Annotated in this window: 18 protein-coding genes; 14 read left to right on the plus strand and 4 right to left on the minus strand. The window is 43.0% G+C overall.

Going from position 1 to position 17,623, the window contains the following annotated elements:
- Positions 1–51: 51 nt before the first annotated feature.
- Positions 52–705 (plus strand): M48 family metallopeptidase, encoded by a 654-nt coding sequence (locus AC0VYE_RS05040; protein ID WP_475446455.1) that lies wholly within the window; start codon positions 52–54, stop codon positions 703–705.
- 161 nt (positions 706–866) lie between these two features.
- Here the strand turns inward: AC0VYE_RS05040 and AC0VYE_RS05045 are convergent, their stop codons facing one another.
- Positions 867–1,409, minus strand: a complete 543-nt coding sequence (locus tag AC0VYE_RS05045; protein WP_475446457.1) for a DUF6022 family protein — start codon at positions 1,407–1,409, stop codon at positions 867–869.
- A gap of 261 nt (positions 1,410–1,670) precedes the next feature.
- On the opposite strand from AC0VYE_RS05045, the gene AC0VYE_RS05050 reads away from it, so the two are divergent.
- The 9 genes from AC0VYE_RS05050 to AC0VYE_RS05090 all read left to right on the plus strand — a co-directional run bounded on the left by AC0VYE_RS05050 (position 1,671) and on the right by AC0VYE_RS05090 (position 9,069).
- Positions 1,671–1,793 (plus strand): hypothetical protein, encoded by a 123-nt coding sequence (locus AC0VYE_RS05050; RefSeq protein ID WP_256711082.1) that lies wholly within the window; start codon positions 1,671–1,673, stop codon positions 1,791–1,793.
- 209 nt (positions 1,794–2,002) lie between these two features.
- The gene (locus AC0VYE_RS05055; RefSeq protein WP_076271490.1) at positions 2,003–2,479 is read left to right on the plus strand and encodes a GNAT family N-acetyltransferase; all 477 of its coding nucleotides are present in this window, start codon (positions 2,003–2,005) and stop codon (positions 2,477–2,479) included.
- A gap of 173 nt (positions 2,480–2,652) precedes the next feature.
- Positions 2,653–3,798 (plus strand): DEAD/DEAH box helicase, encoded by a 1,146-nt coding sequence (locus AC0VYE_RS05060; RefSeq protein WP_083682686.1) that lies wholly within the window; start codon positions 2,653–2,655, stop codon positions 3,796–3,798.
- A gap of 65 nt (positions 3,799–3,863) precedes the next feature.
- Positions 3,864–4,151 carry a hypothetical protein gene (locus tag AC0VYE_RS05065; protein WP_076271489.1) on the plus strand — a complete coding sequence of 96 codons (288 nt, stop codon included), beginning with the start codon at positions 3,864–3,866 and terminating at the stop codon, positions 4,149–4,151.
- 105 nt (positions 4,152–4,256) lie between these two features.
- Positions 4,257–5,429: an ABC transporter permease gene (locus AC0VYE_RS05070; RefSeq protein WP_475446461.1), complete on the plus strand. Its 1,173-nt coding sequence runs from the start codon at positions 4,257–4,259 to the stop codon at positions 5,427–5,429.
- A complete protein-coding gene (locus AC0VYE_RS05075) occupies positions 5,429–6,154 on the plus strand; it encodes an ABC transporter ATP-binding protein (protein WP_475446463.1) in 726 nt (241 codons plus the stop codon). The genes AC0VYE_RS05070 and AC0VYE_RS05075 overlap by 1 nt, the downstream gene beginning before the upstream one ends.
- A 266-nt stretch (positions 6,155–6,420) precedes the next feature.
- Positions 6,421–7,293, plus strand: a complete 873-nt coding sequence (locus AC0VYE_RS05080; protein WP_475446465.1) for a glycerophosphodiester phosphodiesterase — start codon at positions 6,421–6,423, stop codon at positions 7,291–7,293.
- A 110-nt stretch (positions 7,294–7,403) separates the two neighbouring features.
- Complete coding sequence (locus AC0VYE_RS05085) at positions 7,404–8,228, plus strand: polysaccharide deacetylase family protein (RefSeq protein WP_475446467.1); 825 nt, start codon at positions 7,404–7,406, stop codon at positions 8,226–8,228.
- Between the two features lies 1 nt (position 8,229).
- A complete protein-coding gene (locus AC0VYE_RS05090) occupies positions 8,230–9,069 on the plus strand; it encodes a class I SAM-dependent methyltransferase (protein WP_475446469.1) in 840 nt (279 codons plus the stop codon).
- A gap of 100 nt (positions 9,070–9,169) precedes the next feature.
- Here AC0VYE_RS05090 and AC0VYE_RS05095 read toward each other — a convergent pair whose 3' ends face one another.
- Positions 9,170–10,180, minus strand: a complete 1,011-nt coding sequence (locus AC0VYE_RS05095; RefSeq protein WP_339207052.1) for a LacI family DNA-binding transcriptional regulator — start codon at positions 10,178–10,180, stop codon at positions 9,170–9,172.
- 257 nt (positions 10,181–10,437) lie between these two features.
- Between AC0VYE_RS05095 and AC0VYE_RS05100 the strand changes: the two genes are divergently transcribed.
- The 4 genes from AC0VYE_RS05100 (at position 10,438) to AC0VYE_RS05115 (ending at position 15,728) form a co-directional block, all read left to right on the plus strand.
- Entirely contained in the window at positions 10,438–12,531 is a 2,094-nt protein-coding gene (locus tag AC0VYE_RS05100; RefSeq protein WP_475446471.1) for an amylo-alpha-1,6-glucosidase, read from the plus strand.
- Between the two features lie 58 nt (positions 12,532–12,589).
- On the plus strand, positions 12,590–13,909 hold the full coding sequence (locus AC0VYE_RS05105) for an ABC transporter substrate-binding protein (RefSeq protein ID WP_475446473.1): 1,320 nt from the start codon (positions 12,590–12,592) through the stop codon (positions 13,907–13,909).
- 76 nt (positions 13,910–13,985) lie between these two features.
- A complete protein-coding gene (locus AC0VYE_RS05110) occupies positions 13,986–14,885 on the plus strand; it encodes a carbohydrate ABC transporter permease (RefSeq protein ID WP_076271480.1) in 900 nt (299 codons plus the stop codon).
- A 12-nt stretch (positions 14,886–14,897) separates the two neighbouring features.
- A complete protein-coding gene (locus AC0VYE_RS05115; RefSeq protein ID WP_076271479.1) occupies positions 14,898–15,728 on the plus strand; it encodes a carbohydrate ABC transporter permease in 831 nt (276 codons plus the stop codon).
- A gap of 419 nt (positions 15,729–16,147) precedes the next feature.
- Here the strand turns inward: AC0VYE_RS05115 and AC0VYE_RS05120 are convergent, their stop codons facing one another.
- Positions 16,148–16,561, minus strand: a complete 414-nt coding sequence (locus AC0VYE_RS05120) for a DUF5412 domain-containing protein (protein WP_372239035.1) — start codon at positions 16,559–16,561, stop codon at positions 16,148–16,150.
- A gap of 180 nt (positions 16,562–16,741) precedes the next feature.
- Positions 16,742–17,614 (minus strand): carbohydrate ABC transporter permease, encoded by an 873-nt coding sequence (locus AC0VYE_RS05125; RefSeq protein WP_076271478.1) that lies wholly within the window; start codon positions 17,612–17,614, stop codon positions 16,742–16,744.
- Between the last annotated feature and the right edge of the window lie 9 nt (positions 17,615–17,623).

The following is a 17,623-nucleotide window of genomic DNA, read 5'->3' on the forward strand; positions in this document are numbered from 1 at the left end:
GTGATAAAATGAAAGAGATTCAGAAATAACCTAATAGAAATGATGGTCGCTATGAAAATCGAATTTGAAAATCATATCATTGAGTTTAATGTTGAATATGCCAATAGAAAAAAGATATATATCCAAATGGACTCATTGGGATTTATAACCGTGAAGGCTCCCAATGGAACAACGGAAGAGAATGTCATGCGGGCCGTGGAGCAGCATGGTAAACAGCTCACTCAGAGATTGCAGCAGATCGCGAAGGTTCGAGATACCCCTAAGACAAAAGAATATCAAGAGCAAGGAAAATTCCTTCACCTTGGAAAAGAGTACTTTCTTCATGAGTTGATCGACACAGCTAATCTGAGTGAAGAGGAGTTAAAAATCAATCTAAAAAAGTTTTATTTTGCAAGCTGTAAGAAAATCATTGGAGAACGAATCAAGCGATATCAAGAGCAGCTGAAAGTAAAACATAAAAGCTTCGAAATCGAAGAGTCAAGAACGAAGTGGGGAAGCTGCAGCTCAAGTAAAAAATTAACCTTTAATTACCGATTGGCGATGGCTCCGCTTGAGGTAATCGATTATGTCGTCATCCATGAGCTTTGCCATCTGACGCATATGAATCATGATCGTTCCTTCTGGAGACGAGTGGGCAGCATTATGCCGGATTACAAAGAGAAGGAAGAGTTTCTAGCAAGGCATGGTCATGCTATGACACTGTAATCATGATAACTGGCCTCCCGTCAAAAGGAGGTTTTTTGCTGTATCTCTATTATATCGTCTATTTTTCAAATGGTTATGTTTACTTCTTATACATACTAATGATTTTTATCACTAATCGAGGGAAATCGTGAACTTTAGATGCAGCGTGCTTTATTTCCGTTCTAGCCTTGCTGGCTCCGCAGGTAATTTTCGTATTCAACGGTAAACTCGAGTGCTTGCTCAAAGTCTGGAGACAGGAGAGAAAGTGCCGCTATGACATCTGCTTTCGATGTGGCGCTTAATGCGATGATTTGAGGTTGGCGAGGAATACGGAACAACGTATGATCGTGAAATGTGATGGTGACGATGGTCCCTATTGCCTCGTCATTGGAGGAATAAACCGTGCTCCACATCCAACGCTGCTGGTCGGTTTCTTCCGTATTTCCCCATTCCCGCGACAGGTCGAAATGGCCTGGAAGTTTGGGTTCGAGATGGAAACCGGACTCTTTAAATTGCCTATGAACAGGTAGGAACAACAGATTGAGAAATGTTCCATAAGCAGCATCTCCTGCCTCGTTGTAAGCTTTTTGCAGTATATCTTGATGGTTTTGAAGGATGGTTTCCCAGCTTTCATTAATATAATTTGTAATGTAGATTCCAATCGCAGCAATGGTACTTTCGTCACTTTCCTCAAGAAATGCTTTTAATGGATTTGTATGCTTCATACGTAATCCCCTTTCAATTTCCTTCGATTTTTGGAGTTGCATTTCAATCTTACAACATTCATGCAAATGAAAAGGTTTGACGTATTTTTCTTAGAAGCAGCGGATCTTTAATAAACAAAACCTTATCATGGTGGTTTAATCTTCAAAAAATATAGCAAGTCGATAAATGAAGTTGAAATGGAAAACACGAAACATAATGTGCTTAAAAACTCAATAAACAGGGTACATTCATACAAAGACGAATTCAGGGAGGTAGTACCCATGAGCAAGAAAAAACTATTGATAACTGCAATTGGAGCTGGCGTCACTTATTTAATGAAAAACAAGGATGCGCGAGATAAGCTTGTCCATACGCTGCAAAATTTCAGGAAAAAGAATCGTTAATGGAATGATCGATATTGGGCTTGGCAAATCAGCTTAGATGACAATTGGAAAAGAGAACGACTAGTTGGCTTCGATCATTTATGGTAAGATGTCTAAGACTAATAAACGCTAAAAAATCAATCAATAGGAGAAGCAGGGTACAAGATGATACCCTGCTTCTTTTTGTTTGGAAACGTTATATGCTTTGAGTAGCAAAAAGGGGATTGAAAATGCCTACTATTATTGCGAAACCATTTGATCAAGAAATGCAAAACCTGTTAAGCGATATACATTCCGCCTATCACGCAGGGGAGCTTAGCCAAAAGGACAAATCAGAGCTTCCGGAAAACATTTACGTCATCGAGGCTGAGGACGAGATGGTTGGATACGGAGTCGTTTGGGAGTACGATAACGCCAAGCAGCTGATTCAGAAAGCAGAACAAGATTATTTTAGCGATGATGAGAAGTATTTGGAGCGGGACTTTTATATTGAGATTAAAAACAAAAAGAACTTTGTATTTATAGAAGCACTTGATGTTTTAAAGGAATTTGAAGGCAAGGGTTACGCTGCTGCCTTTATTCAATGGGTAAAAGCAAAATATCCGAATAAAAAGATATATGTATACACGTTGGATAAAACAAGGAACTTTTGGTATAAGCAAGGCTTTGAGCCTTTGGGAAATACCGTATGGATGACTTTTAACTAAAGGTTAAAAATGGGCCTAGGCCGCTGTCTCAAGGATAGAGGTTTATGTCGATTATATCGTTTTATTATGCTATACTTACTTGTTATGTCTTAAAGGAACGGTTTTTGGAAATGCTATGCGATTATAAAAAGCAGCATGATTGAGAATATAAGGCTTCAAATGAAGGAGAAAAGATGACTTTTAATGATCTAAATTTTAGCCCTGCAATACTGAAGGCGCTAACCAAGGAAAACTACACGAAGCCTACGCCTATTCAGGAGCAGGCCATTCCCGTCGTACTAGCGGGCAGAGATTTGTTTGGCTGCGCTCAGACAGGGACCGGGAAAACGGCTGCATTCGCATTACCCATCATTCAGTTATTAAGCGGCCAACCCGCTAAACCGGGGGCACAGCGACGTATTCGCTCATTGATTTTGACACCTACAAGAGAGCTTGCTCTCCAGATAGAAGAAAACATGCGTGCGTACGGACAATTTACCGACTTGCGCAGTGTAGCTATCGTGGGCGGCGTTTCACAGAAGGTTCAAGAGCGTGCACTTCGACAAGGCGCTGATGTTATTATTGCCACTCCAGGCAGACTTATCGATCTTATTAATCAAAAGTTTGTTGATTTGCAATATGTACAAATATTAGTGCTTGATGAAGCAGATCGAATGCTCGATATGGGTTTTATTCACGACGTGAAGAGAATCATCGCCAAAATGCCAAGAAAAAAGCAAACACTCTTTTTCTCGGCTACGATGCCTCCAGAAATTTCGAAGCTTGTCAAAACGCTGCTTGTTAATCCGGCGAAAGTGGAAATAACTCCAGCTTCCTCAACAGTGGATCGAATAGAGCAATCTGTCTATTTTGTAGATAAAGGTAATAAACAAGATTTATTGAATGACCTGCTGCAGGATAAATCCATCGCTTCGGCGCTTGTGTTTACTCGGACGAAGCATGGTGCAGATCGCGTAGTGCGCGGACTGACTAAAGTGAATATTTCTGCACAGGCTATTCATGGAAACAAGTCTCAAAATGCCCGCCAAAATGCGTTAACTAATTTTAGAAGCGGTGCAACTCGAGTACTGGTTGCCACAGATATTGCGGCGAGAGGTATCGATATTGACGAGCTTTCGCATGTCATTAATTTCAACCTTCCTAATATTTCAGAAACGTATGTTCATCGCATTGGCCGTACAGGCAGAGCTGGATTAAGTGGAATCGCCATCTCTTTTTGCGAAGTGGATGAAATTCCTTATTTGAAGGATATTGAGAAAATGATTCGCAAAACTATACCTGTAGTAACCGAACGTCCTGATGGGGTTCTGATCAGTTAAGCAACGAAGAAAGCCGAAATATAATAAATTGACCTAGGGGTGATCGTCTGAGAAAGCAAAAGCCAATGTCATTCGAAGATTTGTTGAAAGAATTGCAAGGACAGAAGTCGATTCAGGAAGATCCGAATCATGTTTCATTTGATGATTTGTTTAAAGAATCGTTTATGAGCAAGCATTCCAGCTTTACAAGCTTTAGCGCGTTTCTTGAGAAGGGCAACTTTCAAGTAGAAACAAGAGAAGATGTTCAGAACATTCCGGATGAGCTGTTTGATCGTCACGTTGCAAGAGAAACGGATTTTGCCAATTGGCAGTCTATGCTCGATACAGCAACTTCGGAATATAGCGGCAAGTAGAACAGTAGAAGTGCCAGCATTGCATAATTATAGGCAAGTAGAAGCTTGAGCCCATCGCGGCTTGAGCTTTTTTTTTGTTTATTTTGAGGTTAATTTCACATTGTAATGAGCCATTCACGCTCTGTTCATATTCCAAACGTAAACTTCAGCTATCAAGAGAAGGAATGGAGATGGTTGAACATGTTTCTAGCGGTGCGCGAATTGAAATATGCGAAAGGCAGATATTTTCTAATTGGATTAATAATGGTTCTGGTCGCATGGTTAACCTTTATGGTTTCAGGATTAGCCAATGGGCTTTCATCAGATAATGCATCCATTCTAAAAAATATGGACGCCGATTATTTCGTGCTTCAGACGGATTCCGAGCATAAGCTGACGCGGTCCGCACTAGGTACCGAGAAGCTGGAAGAGGTCAGGCAATTAGAAGGACTCTCACAATCCGAACCGCTTGGGCAAACAATGCTTTCGGTATATCGGAATGATTCCAAGAAGAAGATAGATATTGCTTTGTTTGGTATCGAGCCAAACGGGAAGGTAATGCCAAGTATTACTGAAGGGAAAAGCATGGGGGCAAGCAATGAAGTGGTCGTTGACTCCTCGTTAAAAGAACAAGGCGTGCAAATTGGCGATACGCTAGGGGATCAAGAGCTCGGCATTGAATGGAAAGTAGTCGGCTTTGCCACTAATCAGAAGTTCAGTCATACGCCGGTAGCATTCATGGATATCCAAAATTTTAATAAGCTGATGCAAGCATCCTTTGGTAAACAAACAGTTTCCTATAACGCTATTGTCATTCATACAGAAAATCTAAACAAAGAATCATTGCAAAAGAGTGTAGCAGATACGGAGGTTATTACAAAAAAAGAAGCGGTACAGGGCATTCCGGGTTTTAAAGAGGAGCAAGGCTCCCTGACGATGATGATCGCTTTCTTAATTGTTATTGCCGCTTTCATACAAGCTGTTTTCTTCTATGTCATTACACTGCAGAAAATTAGCCAATTCGGAGTGTTGAAGGCAATCGGAGCAAAGACGTCCTATCTGGCAGCAAATTTAGTGGGTCAAGTATTGCTTTTGGCCATTGTGGCTGTTGCAATAAGCATCGGACTTACTTTTGGCGTAAGTGCAATTTTGCCAGCGAGCATGCCTTTTGAGTTGGGTGTAAATATATTGTCTCAATATTCCGGTTTACTTATTCTAGTCTCGATTATCGGTGCGTTGCTGTCCTTAAACCGGATTGCAAAAGTTGATGCGATTGAAGCGATTGGGAGGGTTGAATAATGAAGGAAAAACTTATTCTTGAGCATGTAAATAAAGTGTATGGCGAAGGTGAAACGGCTGTTACGGCGCTGCAGAAGGTATCTTTAAGCGTAAAAGCAGGAGAGTTTGTCGCTGTGGTTGGACCATCGGGTTCGGGCAAAAGTACTTTTCTTTCCATAGCGGGGGCGCTGCTCTCACCGTCAAGCGGACGGATCTTGATTAATGAAAAGGACGTTACGAATTTATCCTCAAGCGAATTAAGCGAGGTTAGAGTCAAAAATCTTGGTTTTATTTTTCAAGCATCGAATCTTGTTCCTTATTTAAGAGTAATAGATCAACTGGTGCTCGTATCGAAGCTAGCAGGTACAGATGGAAAAGAAGCGCTTGTGAAAGCTAAAGCGCTTCTTGAGAAAGTAGGACTGCTGCATCGGATGAATTATTATCCGGAGAAGCTGTCCGGCGGAGAACGCCAACGGGTTGCCATTGCTAGGGCATTCATGAATGATCCCGGTGTTATTCTAGCCGACGAGCCGACAGCCAGCCTCGATTCTAAACGGGGGAGAGCGGTAGTGGAGCTTATGGCATCAGAAGTTAAACAAAGGGGCAAGGCGGCTGTTATGGTCACCCATGACGAGCGTGTATTGGATTTATGTGACCGAATCGTAACGATTAAGGACGGTATGCTTTTTGAGCAAAATGATCATGCTGCTGCGAGCAATAGGCCAGATGCAGTCGCACATAGGTGAATGAAGGTTGATTAAGCAGTGTTCTCTTGCACGTCTTGCATCAAGCTTAGATGGGATGTTTCTGAAGGTCTATGACCTTTAGGGACATCCTTTTTTTCTGAAATTCCCATTGAGGAAGACAGAGAGTGAGTTCATTGGCAGCAACTGTTTCGGGAAAATGCGTTTCGGTTCATACTTTGCATGTTTAATAAAGTAAGACCCTGCTGCAGTTAATATTGGTTATGCACATAGTCAGGGTGACAGTTCAGAGAGAAGGAGATTAGAACATGGGCAAATGGAAAATATCGCGGGTTTGGCGCAGTATTGGTTTGCTATTGCTCATGCTGTGCTGCATGACGTTAATCGTATCTGCATCTAATCCGAATACTCCTGAAGGTTTTTTAATTATCGCGCATCGCGGGGCTTCTGGTGATGCTCCTGAGAATACGATGGCCGCCTTCGAGCAAGCGGAGCGTCTAGGTACAGACTTTATCGAATTTGATGTTCAGCTAAGTAAAGATGGTGAACTAGTTGTCATTCATGATGATACGGTGGATAGAACGACGCAGTATACAGGCGCTGTGGACGATTATACATTAAATGAACTTGAAAATATGGATGCCAACAATGATGAAAAAACAGACGATACGGATGAGAAGATCGTTTCTTTCGAAGAAGTTATGCACCGTTTTGCTGGAAAGCTAGGCATGCTCATCGAGATTAAAGAATCAAAGCTTTATCCTGGCGTGGAAGAGAAGGTGGCTGAGGTCGTACGTCGTTATGAGCTTTTGCTCCAAGTTAATGGCTTAGAGGAGGGCCGGAATTTTACAGCGGTTGAACATGTCAAAAATAGCGTGGGTATCATTATTCAATCCTATGACTTTCAATCGACCCGACTAATTCACTCTCTGCTGCCGGACATCCCAATTGCTGCGCTTATTCAGGAGGATCAGCATCCTCTGTCAGAGAAGACGCTGGATGAACTTGTTACTTTCGCGGATTACATTCATTACAATCATGAATTGCTTGACGAGAAGATCGTAGAGCAAATTCATACTCGCAACCGGAAGGTCATGGCGTGGACCATACAGTCTGAGCAAGATATGATACGGATGAAAAAGCTCGGAGTGGATGGAGTTATTACCGATTTTCCGGGGTAAAGAATGTACGAGAAACTCTACTCCCTTCTATACAAAATTATTCAATCAAATACAAATGTTGCCATAATGTGAGGTTTGATGAATAATAGGGGGAGAAGGGTGGGATGGTCATGAAAATGGCTTTTACTGTCGATGTAGAGGATTGGTTTTGCAGTCCGAACCTGTCTCTTTCCGAATGGGCTGACTGCGAATTAAGGCTTGAGCAGCCCGTTCATCAAATATTGGACCTTCTGGACGAATATGAGGCGACGGGCACTTTTTTTGTCCTGGGCTGGATCGCTGAGAAAAGGCCTGACTTGGTGAAAGAAATATATCGAAGAGGTCATGAAATTGCATCACACGGCTATTCCCATCGTCTCGTTTATGATCAATCAACACTAGAATTTAAAGCGGATATTAGGCTGTCAAAAGATATTTTAGAGCATTTGATCGGTTCAAAGGTGAGTGGGTATCGTGCCCCCTGTTTTTCTATGACAGATTGGGGACTTGATATTTTAATAGAAGAAGGATTCGCTTACGACTCTAGTATTAGTCCGAATACACCAAATAACTTATATTCCAAGTTAAATTTGTCCTCGAAGGTTTCACATTCTTTTAAAATAAAAGATCATCTTTGGGAAGTGCCGTTGCCTGCTTTTCGCTTAGGCGGCGTTAATATTCCATGGGGCGGCGGAGGGTATTTTCGAATTTATCCTTATCGTTTTTTTTATAGCGGAGCAAGAAAAATTATAGGCGATAAAGATTATTTCGTTTATTATATCCATCCCTATGATTTAGACTACGATCAACCGCAAATTTTTAACACCTCTTGGTCAAATGGCATTCGAAGATACTACGGATTAAAGGATACGTATGCAAAAATAAAACAATTATTGTCGGATTTCAACTGTCTGTCCATAAGTAAATATGATCCTCAAATCGGGGGGATACATTAGCGTGACCACGAAAACGGAGATTATGTCTAACCGGCGTTTATTGGATGGTGTCGCTTATTTATTTTGCAGAGAGATGGGGATTAGAAGGGTAAAGATACAGAAACCATCGGAAGAAGAAGTGAATACGCTCCTTATGAACGGCATTGTATCCGAAGATCTTAAGCTTGTTGAAAAATCATTTGGTTACGCTTGTTATGAATATTACAGGCAGCTTTATGATCCCGATTCCTTTGACCACCTTCTTATCGCAGAGGCCAAAAATCGAAAGAAAATGCTGGACTTGTGCTGCGGGGGAGGGGCTACCGTATTCTCTTTACTTCAGAATGAGCCGGATATTATATATGGAATCGACTCGGATGCGCACCAGATTGGTCTTCTAGAAGCACTGCTCCACAGAAGTGAAGCTTCTAGCAAAGTAGTCACAACGGTAGCAGATGCGCACCATATTCCGCTTGCGAGCCATTCCGTTGATTTTGTCGTTTGTAGAGTAGCGCTGCAATATCTTCAGGTGGAGCAGGTGCTGCAGGAGGTTTTTCGTGTTTTGTCCCCGCGAGGAAGGGTGTTTTTTCTCGTACATGGCTCGGGATATATTTTGGATTATTTATTTGCGCGCAGAGCTATATTGAATAAAAAAAGTTTGAAATTTGCAATACACAAGCTTTTTCATTTGAGCAGTAAGCCTAAGGCGTTTAACCGCGCGCAAGCGAATTTTTTGACCGCAAAGGATTTGTATGAGAAGCTGGCTGCTGCAGGATTTCGAGACATGAAGGTGCACACCCATAAAGAATGGATGAAAATGGGGGTGTTTCCGGTTTATTTTGCGGTAACGGCGGAGAACTGAATATAGTCTGCTCAAAGACAACAGTAACCCAAGGTAAGTAGACTTGGGTTATTGCTGCTTGAATATGTACTTTGTTTGAACTTTCGAGTCAAAGCACATATTAAATACTGCGTACGCTGTCTCTAATCATAAGTTCTGTACCAAGCATGACATGGTGAATGATTTCTTTACCTTCGAGCATTTCAATAAGAATTTGCGCCGCTTGGGAGCCTAACTCGTATTTATGCTGGTGAACGGTAGTGAGCGCGGGCGTGCAATAAGCCGTCAAATCAATGTTGTCGAAGCCGATGATCGATATATCATCAGGCACCTTTTTTCCCATATCCTTAACGCCCTGCAAAGCCCCGAGTGCCATTAAGTCGCTTGAGCAAAATATAGCAGTCACTTCAGGACGGCTGGACAATATTTGTCGTGCGGCCTCTCTACCACCATGCTCGGAAAATGAACCATTCAGCACAAGGGTTTCATCAAAGGGAACACTGCTGCTTTGCAGTGCTTGACGGTAGCCCTCTAGTCTAAGCAGGCTTACAGCTGCTTGCTCATGACCGTTTATCATGGCGATATGGCGATGTCCCGATTCGAGCAAATGGTTGGTTGCCGCAAGAGCACCCGTTGTATTATCCGAAGTAACATATCCAACGTTAGGACCTTGGAGAGTGATATCAATAAGGACGCATGGAATATCAGACGATACGATTTCCTCCAAATAAGGATCGTCTAATCGAATACCCATGATGATAACCCCGTCTACGCCTCGTTCCTGGCATAAAGTTTTATATGATTTTACCTTTTGTTTCTGAGGTGTTGTACTGAATAGGACAAGGTCATAATCGAGTTCGCCTGAACGATCATTTATTCCGCAAAGGACTTCGAAAGCGATATTGTCTTTGGAGCTGTCTCTTGTAACATTGGAGAGAAGGAGGCCAAGTGTCTTTGTTTTTTTCGATATGAGCGACCTTGCAGCCATATTAGGGCTATAACCGAGCTGGTCTGCTATAGTCTTAATTTTGAGCCGAGTGCCCTCGTTAACGTCGTCATAGCCGTTCAAGGCACGCGATACTGTAGTAACAGATACACTAGCAGCTTTAGCTATATCTTTAATCGTAACCATACAATACCTCCGAAATGTTGAAAAACATGTAATGTATTATGATAAAAATTAAAAAATAAATTGACTCTTGTAAATGCTTTCATCATGATCTATAATTCGATTATAACTTATCCGAAACGTTTTGGAAAGTTAGATTGCTTCGTCGAAAATGAGTAAGCATATTTTTTTGTCTCTTTTCCGAAACGTTTCGGATAAACGAATGTTTGTATGATTTAAGGGAATAAAAAAGCTATTACAAGAAGAAATGAGGGAAACACTTGGATTATCGAGTCATCAAAGAAAACGATCTATTCCTCATGACGGACCGGAATGGAGATATTCCGGAAGGTGATGTTTCAGGTCAGGGTCTTTACACAAAAGATACCCGGTTCATAAGCAGGATGGAGATCCGAATCAACGGTCAGAAGCCGATACTGCTGTCTTCAGCAGCGGATGAGAATTATATCTCTACGATTCGCCTTACCAATCCACATATGGAAGAGAAGGGCGAGCTTATCTTGTGGCGTGAGTCCGTAGAAATTGAACGTACACGCTTCATTTATGACGGAGCATTGTATGAGACGTTCAAGCTCACAAGCTATTATCCTAAAGCCATTACATTTGATTTCTCCGTGTTATTGGATGCGGATTTTGCAGATATGTTTGTCGTTCGCGGCTTTCAGCATGGCGATTTGGGAAGAAAGACGGCAGAGAAAAGCGGCCAACGGGAAAGAGTTATTGGCTATCTCGGAGCTGACGATATACGCCGTGAAACGAAGATTAAATGGGATACAAATGAAAGTCGCATAGGCGAGACAGGCGAGCTTCATTTCGATGTGGAACTGAACCATCGGGAAAGCCATGCAATCGCTTTCTATATTGCACCAATCATTGACGGCAATGAGCCGCAGCAGCACGATCCGGCGGAAGCGATGGTTAAGCTTAGACAATCGTATGCGGATTGGAATGGATCATCCACATCCATCCAAACGGATGTACCGCTATTTAACAAGCTGCATCATCGCGGAGTGCAAGACTTAAGAGTCCTGCTTACGGATATCGGATATGGAGCATTCCCAGTTGCAGGCTTGCCTTGGTTCTCGGTGCCATTTGGCCGTGATAGTTTAATTACTGCGCTGCAGATGTTATCCTTAAACCCGCAAATTGCCAAGGGAACTTTGCTCACGATGGCCGCTTATCAAGGCCAGAATGAAGATGAGTGGCGCGATGAGCAGCCAGGTAAAGTGATGCATGAAATTCGGTATGGCGAACTGGCAAGCACAAATCAGGTTCCATTTACGCCGTATTACGGCACGATTGATGCGACGCCGCTATTCCTTCTATTAGCTGCCGAGTATTATCACTGGACCGGAGATGCTCAGTTTGTTAAAGAGCTAATGCCTCATCTTAATGCAGCGCTCGCTTGGGTGAAAGAATATGGCGACTGCGACGATGATTCCTTTGTTGAGTATTATCAGAAATCGTCTAAAGGGATTGCCAATCAGGGCTGGAAAGATTCTGCGGATTCCGTTGTTCACCGCAACGGCGATTATGCAGAGGCTCCGATCGCGCTTGTCGAAGTTCAAGGTTATGTCTACCAAGCGCTTACAAGGCTTGCCCCTATATTCAAGAGCTTAGGCCACGAGGAACAAGCCGCTGGCATGGAGCAAGATGCAGAACAGCTTAGAGTTCGCTTTGAGCGCGACTTCTGGATGGAGGATGAGCAGTTTTACGCGATTGCGCTTGATAAGGATAAGAAGCGCGTAGATTCCGTCACTTCAAATTCAGGACATATTCTAATGTCGGGAATTGCTTCTCCTGAGCGTGCAAGCGCTGTTGCGAAAAGACTGGTTGCTCCCGACATGTTCGGTGGTTACGGCATTCGTACGATGAGTACGGAAGCAGCCGGCTACAACCCGATGAGCTACCATGACGGAAGCATATGGCCGCATGACAACTCCGTTTGTTTGCTAGGTCTTAGTTATTTAGGCTTCCAAGAAGAAGCGATTACCGTCATGCAAGGACTATTGAATGCAGCAGCAAAGTTTGAGTATTACAGATTGCCTGAGCTGTTCTGCGGGTATGATGATTCGCTTGGTGCGCCAGTTCCTTACCCCGTTGCTTGCTCTCCGCAGGCATGGGCAGCAGGGACGCCGCTCACATTTGTACAAGCCTTGCTTGGGCTTCAGCCTAACGCTCTAACGAAGCAGATTACAATTAAGCCTTCTTTGCTTCAAGGGATGAACGAGCTTCTAGTAGAGCAAATGCAAATTGGCAGCGGCGCTCTAAGCCTGCGCGTTACTCGCGGTATCAATGGCCCAGAGGTGGAAATACTGTCTAATCTGACAGGATATGAGCTTCTCATTTCATAGGTTTCACGCTTTATGCTTTATATACAAAGTTCATATTACTAAGGAGGTTGTATGTAAGATGAAGAAAACAGGGGTTTCGATTTTATCTTTAATGCTGGTAGTTGTTCTTATGTTAACGGCTTGCGGCAAGGGCAATGAAGGCAACAAAAACACAGGTAATACAGCAACGAACGGCGGTACAGAACAAGAGGCGACAAAAGAGCCAACCGCTGAGAAGGTAACCGTTACACTTGCAGGTTGGGGAGCAAGTCCAGAAGAGCAGGATTTGCTAAACCAAACGTTAAAGGAATTTGAAGCAAAATATCCAAATGTAAAGGTTAATTATGAAGTAATTGCCGATCAATACATGGATGTTATCAAAACAAGACTTATTGGCGGTGAAGGCCCAGACGTTTTCTACCTGGACGCATTTGAAGCACCTGCACTTATTGAGCGTAATGTTCTAGAGCCGCTTGATAGCTACGTGACACCAGAATTTGATGTTGCAGACTTTGAACAGCCGATGGTTGATGCTTTCAAACAAGATGGCGTTTCCTACGGTTTCCCTAAAGATTTCTCTACGCTTGCAATGTTCTACAACAAAAAAGACTTTGCAGAAGCAGGAATTACTGCTCCCCCAACAACTTGGGATGAGCTGAAAGAAGCAGCAGTTAAGCTTACTAAAAAAGAAGGCGACAAAACGGTTCGCTTCGGCTTTGGTGTTGCGCCTGAGCTTGCACGTCAAATGTTCATGATTCAAGCATTTGGCGGTAAAGTAGCAGATGAGAATGGCAATGCTGCATTCGCGGCTCCAGATGCTCTTAAAGGTTTGCAGCTTGTAACGGATATGCACAATGTAGACAAATCATCCGGCGAGCCAAAAGAAGTAGGCGCTGGCTGGGGTGGCGAAATGTTTGGTCAAGGCAAAGCTTCCATCGTATTCGAAGGAAACTGGGCAATTCCATTCTTGGAGTCCAACTACAAGGATCTAGATTACGGCACAGCTGAGCTTCCAACTGTAAATGGCAAACAAGGCACTATGGCTTTCACTGTTGCTTATGTAATGAACAAGGAATCGAAGAAAAAAGAAGCAGCTTGGCAGTTGATCTCCTTCTTGACTGGTAAAGAAGGAATGAAAACGTGGACGAGCAAAGGTTTCGCGCTTCCAACTCGTAAATCGGTATCACAAGAGCTTGGCTACGACAAAGATGAGCTTCGCAGCGCAATTGTAGCGGGTGCTTCTTATGCAACGCCTTGGCAAGCAGGCTCCACACTTCCTACAATCATGAGCAACTTCAACAACCAATTCGTTGATACATTTATGGGTAATTCGAAGCTTGAAGATGCAATGAAAAAAGCAGAAGCTGTTGCGAATAAGGAAATCGCTGCAGCGAAGTAAGCGAGGTGAAGGAGGGAGAGCGCAAGACGCTCCCTCCTTCAAACTCTGATTTTGATATGAAAGGAGAAGGTGCAGCATGAGCCATGTCTCTTCATGGAGAAGAAAGCTGAAAAATAACGTAACCGGCTATCTGTTCCTGCTTCCAACCATTCTAGTTCTTGGTACTTTTTTGTTCTTGCCTGTTTTCTATTCCCTTTATTTATCGGGACATAAGGTCAATCTGCTTGGCGAAGTAAGTTACAAATGGGTTGGATTTAAAAACTTCACGCGCATGGCAGGCGATGAAAGAGCCTGGATAGCGCTTAAGAACACGGCATCCTTTGCTTTGTTTGTTGTGCCGCTGCAAACGGTGTTTGCAATTTTACTAGCTGTTATATTGAATGCTAAGCTCAAATTCAAAAACTTCTTCCGTATCGTATTTTTTATGCCGACCATTACTTCGTCGGCGGTACTATCACTTATATTTATGTGGATTTACAATTCAAACGGTCTTTTGAACCGAGTGCTTGAATTTATCGGTTTGCATGGATACAACTGGCTTGGAGATCCTGCGGTCGCCATGAAGGCGATCATGCTTATGAATATATGGTCTACCGCTCCATTCTTTATGGTTGTTTTCTTGGCTGCATTACAAGACATTCCTGATGCGCTTTATGAGTCAGCTATGCTTGACGGAGCAGGGGGCTGGAGGAGATTTATTTCCATCACGCTGCCGCTAATCAAGCCTGCGACCTTCTTTACGGTCGTAATGGGTATTATCGGTACCTTCCAACTCTTTGACCAATCTTATATTTTCTCAGCAGGTTCAGGCGGACCGAATAACTCGACCTTGACCGTAGCTCTGCTTATTTATCAATATGCTTTCAAAAATCTCGACTTCGGCTATGCCTCTGCGCTCGCTGTCATGCTGGCTGCTGTCATTATGATCGTAACGCTGATACAGCGTAAGCTATTTGCCGAAGAAAAGCTGAACTAGGAGGGCGACTAGATGGTATTTCAACAATCCAAATGGGGAAAGGCGATTCTTTATTTCCTGTTATTCTCATACGGCTGCATCACTGTTGCTCCCTTTCTATGGGCGCTTTCCTCTTCGTTTAAGCCGCTCAGTGAGATTGTTTCCGGGGGTATCAACTTTATTCCGAAAGAATTCACCTTGCAGAACTATTATGATATTTTCGTGAAAGAGCCGCTTTTCCTCAGGTGGATGTACAACAGTGCCTTGATTGCAGTTGTTGCGACGGTTTGCAATACGCTGTTCAACTCAATGGCGGGTTATGCACTAGCACGTATTGAATTTGCCGGCAACAAGATCATGTTCATCCTTATCTTAGCGGTGCAAATGATCCCAGGCCAACTGACGATCGTACCTGCTTACTTAATTATGAAGCAGCTCGATTTGTTGAACACGTATGCTGCACTGACTTTGCCGATGATGGCGAATGCGACGTTTATCTTTATGATGCGGCAATTTTTCCTTAGCTTCCCCAAAGAGCTTGAGGAGGCAGCCGAGATGGACGGGCTTAATCGGTTCGGCGTGTTTTTCCGCATTGCATTGCCGCTTGCGATCCCTGCATTAGCAGCTCAAACGATCTTCGTTTTCATGGGCGCATGGAACGAGTTCCTGAAGCCGCTCATGTTCATGTCCGACAAGTCGATGTTTACGCTGACGCTCGGTCTGAATACGTTCAAAGGGCAGTACATTAGCCACTGGAACTACATTATGGCTGCATCGATGGTATTTACGCTTCCAGCGCTGCTGATTTATGCGTTCTTCAATCGATTCTTTATTAAAGGAATTACGTTTACCGGCGGTAAATAACATAGTAACGAAACGGGGCTGTCCTGAGGTCATTTAGACCTCTTGGGACAGCCCCGTTTTGATGCGTTCACGTATGCATAATGAGACATAGTGTACTTAGTGGGCAGGCTGTGAACGGTAATAACGCTATTTTTTAGCTCTATTTATGCGTATAGGGCTGATTGGGCGAAAATAAGACTAGATTGTAGCTCTATTTTTGTCTGAAACGGATACTATGGGGAAATTGGCAGGTTTTGAGCGGTAATAAGCCTATTTTTTAGTCCTATTTTTGCGAAGAGCGCTGGTTAGGCAAAAATAGGACTAGATTGTAGATCTAAATTTGTTTGAGTCGAGTATGGGGTCATTTGGCAGAAGAGACTAAGTCTATACGCACATTCTCGAAATGATAATGTATGCTGTGCAGGCAAGGCAGCTCGTCATTATGGATGTCTAAAGTCGAATTTATCGTGAGGAACGTCAAGACTATGACCATTAATGATGACGGTATCGTTATCGCTCCAAGTGATGACCGCTTGATCCTCGTGAGAGCTCCAATAAATATTTTTGGTTTTATGATTGCGTTTATTGAATACCAATTCACCGCGAATCATAAAAGGAGTAGTCGCTCCTCCATTTATAAGGTACGCTTTTAAACTGTAAGTCCCTTCAGGAGAAGCTGCCTCAATAAGAAATTTCCCTTTCGGCAGTCTGCCCATATCATAGAAGAGCCAATAAACACCATAACCAATGGTTAAGGTGATGAATGTGCAGATAGAAATAAATATGATGAGCAGCGTTTTTAAAATTTTCTTTTTCTCGGTCTTCGCTTGAACATCAATATCTTCATCGAACACGGATATTACCTCCTGGAAAATTTGGATAACATTAGAATATCATAAGTTGCACTCAGGAGAAACGAAATGCGAGTCATTACAACAATTAGATATAAAAAAATGCCCTGCCGAATAAAACAAAAAGCAGCCCAATCGGGCTGCTTTTTACTTTATTAATCGGAGCTGGGAAGCAGCAAGAGCTTATTCCTTAACCGCGCCAATGACAATCCCTTTTACAAAGTAACGCTGCAAGAAAGGATAAACCAACAGTATCGGCAAGGCGCCGATAAAGATCTGCGATGCGCTAATGGTTCGTTGCGACATATTGGCAACCATTTGCGGATCAAGCTTAGTCATATCCTTTTGAACGATAATCGTTTGCATGAAGCTTGCAAGAGGTAGCTTCTCGGCATCCTTCATATAGATGATACCGTCGAAATAGGAATTCCAATGTCCGACCATAATAAACAAGGAAACCGTTGCAATCGCAGGCAAGGAGATCGGCAAATAGATCATGAAGAAAGTACGGAGCTGGCCTGCTCCATCAATAAAAGCAGCTTCTTCCAGATCCTTAGGAACAGTACGGAAGAAGTTTAGCAAAAGAATAACGTTATAAACGCCGACTGTACCTGGTAGGATAAGCGCCCATAAAGTATTCATTAGTCCGAGCTTAAGGATGAGGAGGTAGCTTGGAATAAGTCCGCCTGCAAATAGCATCGTAACGACAAAATACCAAAGATAAACGTTGCGAGCACGGAAGATATGAGAATCTTTGGACAGCGCATAAGCGGCAAGTGTACTAACTAACATAGCAAGCGCCGTACCAAGGATGGTCCGCTGTGTCGACACCCACAAGGAAGTTAGAAAATTGCTGTTGTCGAACGTCTTGGCATAGGCTTCTAATGTGAAACCGATCGGCCAAAAAGTGACCAATCCCGCGTTGGCGGGAGCGGACGCACTCATGGAAACCATGAGAAGGTGATATAGCGGCAGCAAGCATAGTATGGAAAGAAGAATCAGAAACACATTGTTAAATATGCTGAAAATACGGTATGGCAGTGTTTTATGGTGCATACGTTGTCA

The sequence above is a fragment of the Pristimantibacillus sp. Z349TD_6 genome (assembly GCF_056173205.1).